5 protein-coding genes are annotated in these 6,359 nt (G+C 62.8%); 3 read left to right on the forward strand and 2 right to left on the reverse strand.

The window, feature by feature from the left end:
- A partial coding sequence (locus AAGD32_18060) for a hypothetical protein (GenBank protein MEM8876154.1) occupies positions 1-1,353 on the forward strand: 1,353 nt, incomplete at its 5' end.
- 168 nt (positions 1,354-1,521) lie between these two features.
- Here the strand turns inward: AAGD32_18060 and AAGD32_18065 are convergent.
- Together AAGD32_18065 and AAGD32_18070 are read right to left on the reverse strand one after the other, a co-directional pair.
- On the reverse strand, positions 1,522-2,397 hold the full coding sequence (locus tag AAGD32_18065; GenBank protein ID MEM8876155.1) for a hypothetical protein: 876 nt from the start codon (positions 2,395-2,397) through the stop codon (positions 1,522-1,524).
- Between the two features lie 97 nt (positions 2,398-2,494).
- On the reverse strand, positions 2,495-3,289 hold the full coding sequence (locus AAGD32_18070; protein ID MEM8876156.1) for a 6-carboxytetrahydropterin synthase: 795 nt from the start codon (positions 3,287-3,289) through the stop codon (positions 2,495-2,497).
- A 175-nt stretch (positions 3,290-3,464) separates the two neighbouring features.
- Between AAGD32_18070 and gyrB the strand changes: the two genes are divergently transcribed.
- Positions 3,465-5,978, forward strand: a complete 2,514-nt coding sequence (gyrB, locus tag AAGD32_18075) for a DNA topoisomerase (ATP-hydrolyzing) subunit B (protein ID MEM8876157.1) — start codon at positions 3,465-3,467, stop codon at positions 5,976-5,978.
- Between the two features lie 166 nt (positions 5,979-6,144).
- A partial coding sequence (locus AAGD32_18080; GenBank protein MEM8876158.1) for a hypothetical protein occupies positions 6,145-6,359 on the forward strand: 215 nt, incomplete at its 3' end.

The raw sequence follows: 6,359 nt of genomic DNA on the forward strand, positions 1-6,359 counted from the left end.
GGCGACATCGCCGGTGGCGGCGGTGGTGGAGGCGGTGGCGGCGGTGGCGGCGGCGGTGGTGGAGGCGGCTTCGGCGGTGGAGGAGGCGGCGGCGGCGGTGGAGGCGGCGGCTTCGGTGGTGGAGGCGGCGGCGGTGGCGGTGGTCTCTTCGGTGGCGGCGGCGGTGGCGGCGGTGGTGGTACCGGCGGCGACGATGGTCCGTCCCGTGAGGAAATCACCGAGAACGTCATCGAGCTGATCACGGAAACCGTCGCGTCCGACACCTGGAAGGACAACGGCGGGACCATCGGGTCCATCCGCGACTTCAACGGCCAACTCATTGTCACACAGACGCCGGAGAACCAGCGCGAGATATTCAACCTGCTCGCCAAGCTCCGCGAGTCGCAGGCGATTCAGATCAACATCGAGACACGCTTCCTTAGCGTGCAACGTAACTACCTCGAAGACATCGGCGTCGACTTCGACTTCCGATTCAACTTTGAAGGCAACGACATTCGCCCGCTGGGCGGCTTTGCCGGAACGCCGGCCGAGTTTTCCGGTGTCGACGACGGCATCAGCCCGGTTGCGGTGTCGACCGGTTCCTCGACCTTCACCGCACCTTTCTCCCTCGGTACGGGTATCCCCGGCAACCTCGCCAGCGAGGACATCATCACGAGCGAAGACTTCGGCATCTCCACCGGATTCACCGCGTTCCTGGACGACTTCGAGGCAACGTTCCTGCTGCGGGCGACCCAGCTCAACCAGAACGTGACCTCGCTCACCGCTCCGCGTGTCACGCTCTTCAACGGTCAGCGTGCCTACGTCGTCGTGGCCACCTTCCAGGCGTATGTCTCGGACATCGAGCCGGTCGTCGGTCAGGGCTCGGTCGGTTTCGACCCGGAAATCGACTTCATCCCGACCGGTGTGATTCTCGACGTGCAGGCCACCGTTTCGGCCGACCGGAAGTACGTGAAAATGACCCTCCGTCCGCAGCTCTCGTCGCTGTTGTCGCTGGCGACCTTCACGACCTTCAGCGGCTTGGCTGACGGCGGTGCGGACGACGATGACGCCGACCTGCCGCTCTCGGCCTTCGCAGGATCGATTCAGCTTCCCGAGACGGAAATCACGCTCGTGGCCACGACCGTGAGCGTTCCCGACGGTGGCACGCTCCTGCTCGGTGGCCAGACCCTCTCGGGTGAGATCGAGCGTGAGGCCGGTGTGCCCGTCCTTTCAAAGGTGCCGTTCCTCAAGCGTCTATTCACCAACCGATCGATGGCCAAGGACGAATCGGTCCTGCTGATCCTCGTGAAGCCGACGATCATCATCCAGCGTGAGGTCGAACAAGACACCTTCCCGCTCCTGAGCAGCGAGTAGCCAACAAGGCTGTCAGCCGAAAAAACGACAACCACGGGGCGTTCTCGAGCCGAGAACGCCCCGTGGTTTTGGTTGACGGGAATGCCCGCGATCAAGCCATGTGCCCAGCCAGTGCTCATGCCTGTTGGGAATGCGCTTGTGCGAAAGGACTCAAGAAGGAGGCGGAGACTACGGCAACCAAGCCGATTGCCGGTGTTCGACCTGCATGTGAACCGGGTTGGTTTCGAGCATGCGGCGGATGGTGTCTTCGCGGAGTTGCAGATCGACGGTGCGACCGTCGGGCCGGAGGTAACCGTCGATGATGCCGCGTTGATTACCCACTTCGTAGGGGATCGTGAAATGGCCCGCCTCGTCGGACTCGACTTCTCCGGCAAAGAGTCGGAAGTCACGCGCTCCGGACTGATCGGTGGGCAGCGCATTTACCACGTCGGCGATGAACGCCTGGTACACACGCTTGGGCCGGGCGAAGAACCCCGACAGGTCGAACGTCTCGATGAGGAAACCGGCGACCTGTGCGTTGGTCCCGGCCGGGATGTAGCGGACCGAAACGATCCGCGACTGCCCATTGATGGTGCGCAGTTCCGTGAGAAGTGCCTGGGCCCCGTGGTCCGAGGCCGTGTTGACCGTTTCGGACCGCGTGAGCATTTGGTAGGTGTGCCGGGTTTGTCGGCTCGAATGAACGGCGACCGGCCGTTGATGGGCCAGTGGGTTGATGTATGCCGTGTCCACGAGTAAGTCCCGTGCGGCACTGGGCAGTTCTTCGTACACGACGATGCTCGGGCTGAGTTCGTGTGAAGCGACGGCCGCCCCCGGGCCCAGAAATCTCGGGGCATGTTCGCGGGCCGCTTTGCCGGAGAAGACGCCGACGCAGAACACACCGGCCACGACCGTACCGATCGCCGCCGCCTTGATCGCGAAGCGTCTTTTCTGGCGCGGGGTGCGAGGGGTGTGGTCGGCCCGGAGTTGCCGGGTGTAGTCGATCAGCGTCTGCGGCGAGTTCTTCGCCGCATCCATGATCTCGTGCTGTACCTTCCCCGGCGTCACGACCCAAAGAATATCGCGAGACGGGGCGCAATTCATCCGCAAAATAATCGTGGGGCCGGATTATAACGGTGCATTGACATGGCCGATCCAAGCCGCCTCAGCCGCCATACTCGCACCAGGTCTTGGGCGTTTCCCAGACGCAGACTTTATCGAGCAGCGGTAGTTGGGCCTTGAGCCGGTTGTAAACGACCTTGGCGATGTTTTCGACGCTGGGGATCAGTTCCTGAAACTCGGCGATCTCGACGTTCAGATTCTTGTGATCGAAGTCGTCGATGACCGTCGCGTCGACGATGCGTTCGAGCTCGGCCAGGTCCATCACGACGCCGTTGTCGTCGGGTTCGCCCGTAACTGTGACGCCAACGATGTAGTTGTGGCCGTGGCCGTGGGGGTTGTTGCACTTGCCGAACATCCGGCGGTTCTCCTCGTCGGAGAGGTCCGGATTGTGCAGACGATGGCCGGCGGCAAACTCGAAGGTCTGGGTCAGTTTCACCATGGCGGGGTTGGTTTGGTCGATGCTGAGGCCGCACTGGGGGCTGAGAACCAGCTCCATGTCGGTCACCGGATTGCCCGGCATGCGGTCGCGAATGTCGGCGTACACCTGTTGCAGAACCTGTCCACCGCCGTGGAATCGGCCGTATCGCAGAGCGTCTGCGATCATCGGCAGGCTGTGATCACGCAGGGCGATGTCGATGTCCTTGATGTTGCGCAGGTAGCCGTACTCGGGCAGGATCTCGCCGGTGATCGTGGCACGCAGGGCGAGGTAGTGACGCAGGGCAGGCGTCGATCCGAGGGCGGGCGGTTTGCCGCCGAACGAGTTGTCGCCCGTGACGGACCAGCCGCCGGCAGGGGTGGTGTCGAGGTTGAAACGGACCTCACGGGACAGCCGAAACATGTCCGACGGTAGGGCGACGCGGCCGTCCGGGAGCTTCAATAAAAATCGATCCATAAGCGCAGAGGATACAGGGATTTATGAGCAAGCCTAAATGCCTTGTCCCGCGGGAAATCCGCCGGGCTTTTGCGTACTATGGGGACTCCGAAATTCGAGCCGCTCTTTGAGAAACGAAGATATGTCAGATCAGCCCGCGCCCGAGACTTCCGCCGACCTGCCGACCCCCCAGAAGGACGCGTACGACGAGACGATGATCAAAGTGCTCGAAGGCATCGAGCACGTCCGCAAGCGGCCCAACATGTACATCGGTGACCAAGGCGTTCGCGGCCTGCACCACCTCGTCTCCGAGATCGTCGACAACTCCGTCGACGAAGCCACCGCCGGTCACTGCTCGGCGATCCTGGTCAAGATCAACGCCGACGGCGGCGTCACCATCGCCGACGACGGCCGCGGCATTCCCGTGGGCATTCACCCGACCGAAGGCATCCCCACCGTCGAAGTCGTCTTCTCCACCCTCGGCGCCGGCGGGAAGTTCGAGAACGACAGCGGCGGGGCGTACAAGGTCTCCGGCGGCCTGCACGGCGTCGGTGCTTCGGTCGTCAACGCGCTGTCCGAGTTCCTCGAAGTCGAAGTCTCCCGCGACGGCAAGGTCCATCACATGGCCTTCGAGCGCGGCAAGCGCACCGAGGACCTCAAGGTCGTCGGCGACCGCGACAAGACCGGCACCAAGGTCACCTTCAAGCCCGACGACCAGATCTTCACCATCTCCACCGAGTTCCAGTACGACGTCCTGGCCAAGCGGATGCGGGAACTGGCATTTCTTAACCCCGGCCTGCAGATCACCATCGAGGACGAGCGCGACTCCAAGAAAGAGACCTTCAAGTACGACGACGGCCTGACCGCATTCGTCGAGTACGTCAACGAAGGCAAGAACAGCCTCACCCCCATCATCCGCTTCGACGGCGAGGACGAAGCCTCCGGCCTGTCCATCGACCTCGCGATGCAATGGACCGACGGCTACTCCGAACAAATCATCGGCTACGTCAACAACATCAACACCCACGAGGGCGGCACCCACGTCTCGGGCATCAAAACGTCCCTGACCGGCACCCTCAACCGCTACGCCAAGACCGCCGGCATCGTCAAGAACATCTCGCCCTCCGGCGACGACATCCGCGAAGGTCTCACCGTCGTGATGTCCCTCGCCGTGCCCAACCCGCAGTTCGAGGGCCAGACCAAGACCAAGCTCGGCAACAACGAGGTCGAGGGCTTCGTCCAGTCCATCGTCAACGACAAGCTCGCGTCGTTCTTCGAGGAGAACCCCAAGCTCGCCAAGACGATCTTCGAAAAATCCCTCCAAGCCGCCGAGGCCCGGGAGGCGGCACGCAAGGCGCGTGAGTTGACCCGCCGCAAGAACGCCTTGGAAGGCAACTCGCTCCCCGGCAAGCTCACCGATTGTCGCAGCAAGTCCAACGAAGAGACCGAGCTGTTCCTCGTCGAGGGTGACTCGGCCGGCGGCAGCGCCAAGCAGGGCCGCGACTCGCTCACCCAGGCCATCCTCGCCCTGCGCGGCAAGCTGCTCAACGTCGAGAAGGCCACCGTCGTCAAGATGCTCGGCCACGAGGAAATCCGCACGATCATCCCCGCCATCGGTGCCGGCCTCTCCGACGACTTCGACATCGACAAACGACGCTACGGCAAGATCATCATCATGACCGACGCCGACGTGGACGGATCCCACATCCGCACGCTGCTGTTGACGTTCTTCTTCCGTCACATGAAGGACCTGATCGCGTCGGGCCGGGTGTACGTCGCCCAGCCGCCGCTCTACAAGGTCAAACGCCGCAGCAAGAGCGAGTACGTCCTCAACGAAAAGACCATGCGCGGCATCACCCTCAACCTCGGCACCGAGGGCACCGCATTGATCCTTCGCGACGACGAAGGCAACGAAACCTCCCGCATCGACGGCGAGGAACTCGGTCACGTCCTGCACACCCTCGAACGCCTGGCCGACTTCGTCACCGTCGTCGAGCGCCGCGGGATTCCGTTCGCCGACCTGCTCGCCATGCGCGACCCCGACGGCAAGCTCCCGCACCACCGCATCGTCGTCGACGGCGAGGAACACTTCTTCCATTCCTCGGCCCAGCGCGACGAGTACCTCGCTGCCAACGACCTGCTGGTCCGCGACGAGGAGATGGAAGCCGTCGAGGCCTCGACCAACGGCTCGGCCAACGGCACCCCGCGCAAGGTCCTCGAAAAGAGCAACGAGCTCCACGAAGCCCGCGAGTTGGAAAAGGTCTTCGCCCGCCTGTCCGAGTGGGGCATCGCGATCGACGACTACTTCCTGACCCAAGAGGAAAGCGTCACCGGCGAGCTGATGACCACCAAGTTCGCCTTCGAGCAGGACGGCAAAACCTACGACGTCCCCGGCGTCGCCGGCCTGCTGCCGAAGATCCACGAGATCGGCCGAGAAGGCTTCGAGATCCAGCGGTTCAAAGGCCTGGGCGAAATGAACGCCGAGCAGCTCTGGGAAACCACCCTCGACCCCGAACGCCGCACCCTGATGCGCGTGACCCTGGAAGAAGCCGGCGAAGCCGAGCGGCTCTTCAGCGTGCTGATGGGAGAGGACGTGGAGAAGCGCCGCCAGTACATCGAGGACCACGCGCTGGAAGTGAAGAATCTCGACGTGTGAACGAGGTATATCGACTTCCGACCCCCTCTCCGGTCCTTCAACTGGGTCGGTGTGAGTTACTTCATAGTCGGGCTTCACAGTTACGCATGAAATACACCTGTTCTGGTATTGCGATGGGTGATGGTAAGCCACTAACTTTCCGGCAACTCAAACCCAAAGGGGACAGATGCTGGAATCACTCGAATGCCGCCGACTTCTGAGCGGCACTGTCGTCACCATTATCACGCCGGACCACACCGTCACCGAAGGCGAGATCATCAGCTTCGAGGTCCAACGAACGGGTGACCTCTCCGACGCGCTAACATTGGACGTCACGCTCAGCGGCACGGCAACGCCGGGCGTGGACACGATGATCCCCGACGGGTCACTGACCTTCGCCCC

This window comes from Planctomycetota bacterium, from assembly GCA_039182125.1.
Taxonomy (GTDB): domain Bacteria; phylum Planctomycetota; class Phycisphaerae; order Tepidisphaerales; family Tepidisphaeraceae; genus JBCDCH01.

Bases quoted from the DNA above. Each gene is read 5' to 3' on its own strand.
- gyrB (MEM8876157.1), top strand. From the start codon at position 3,465: ATGTCAGATCAGCCCGCGCCCGAGACTTCCGCCGACCTGCCGACCCCC.
- AAGD32_18070 (MEM8876156.1), bottom strand. From the start codon at position 3,289: ATGTTTCGGCTGTCCCGTGAGGTCCGTTTCAACCTCGACACCACCCCT.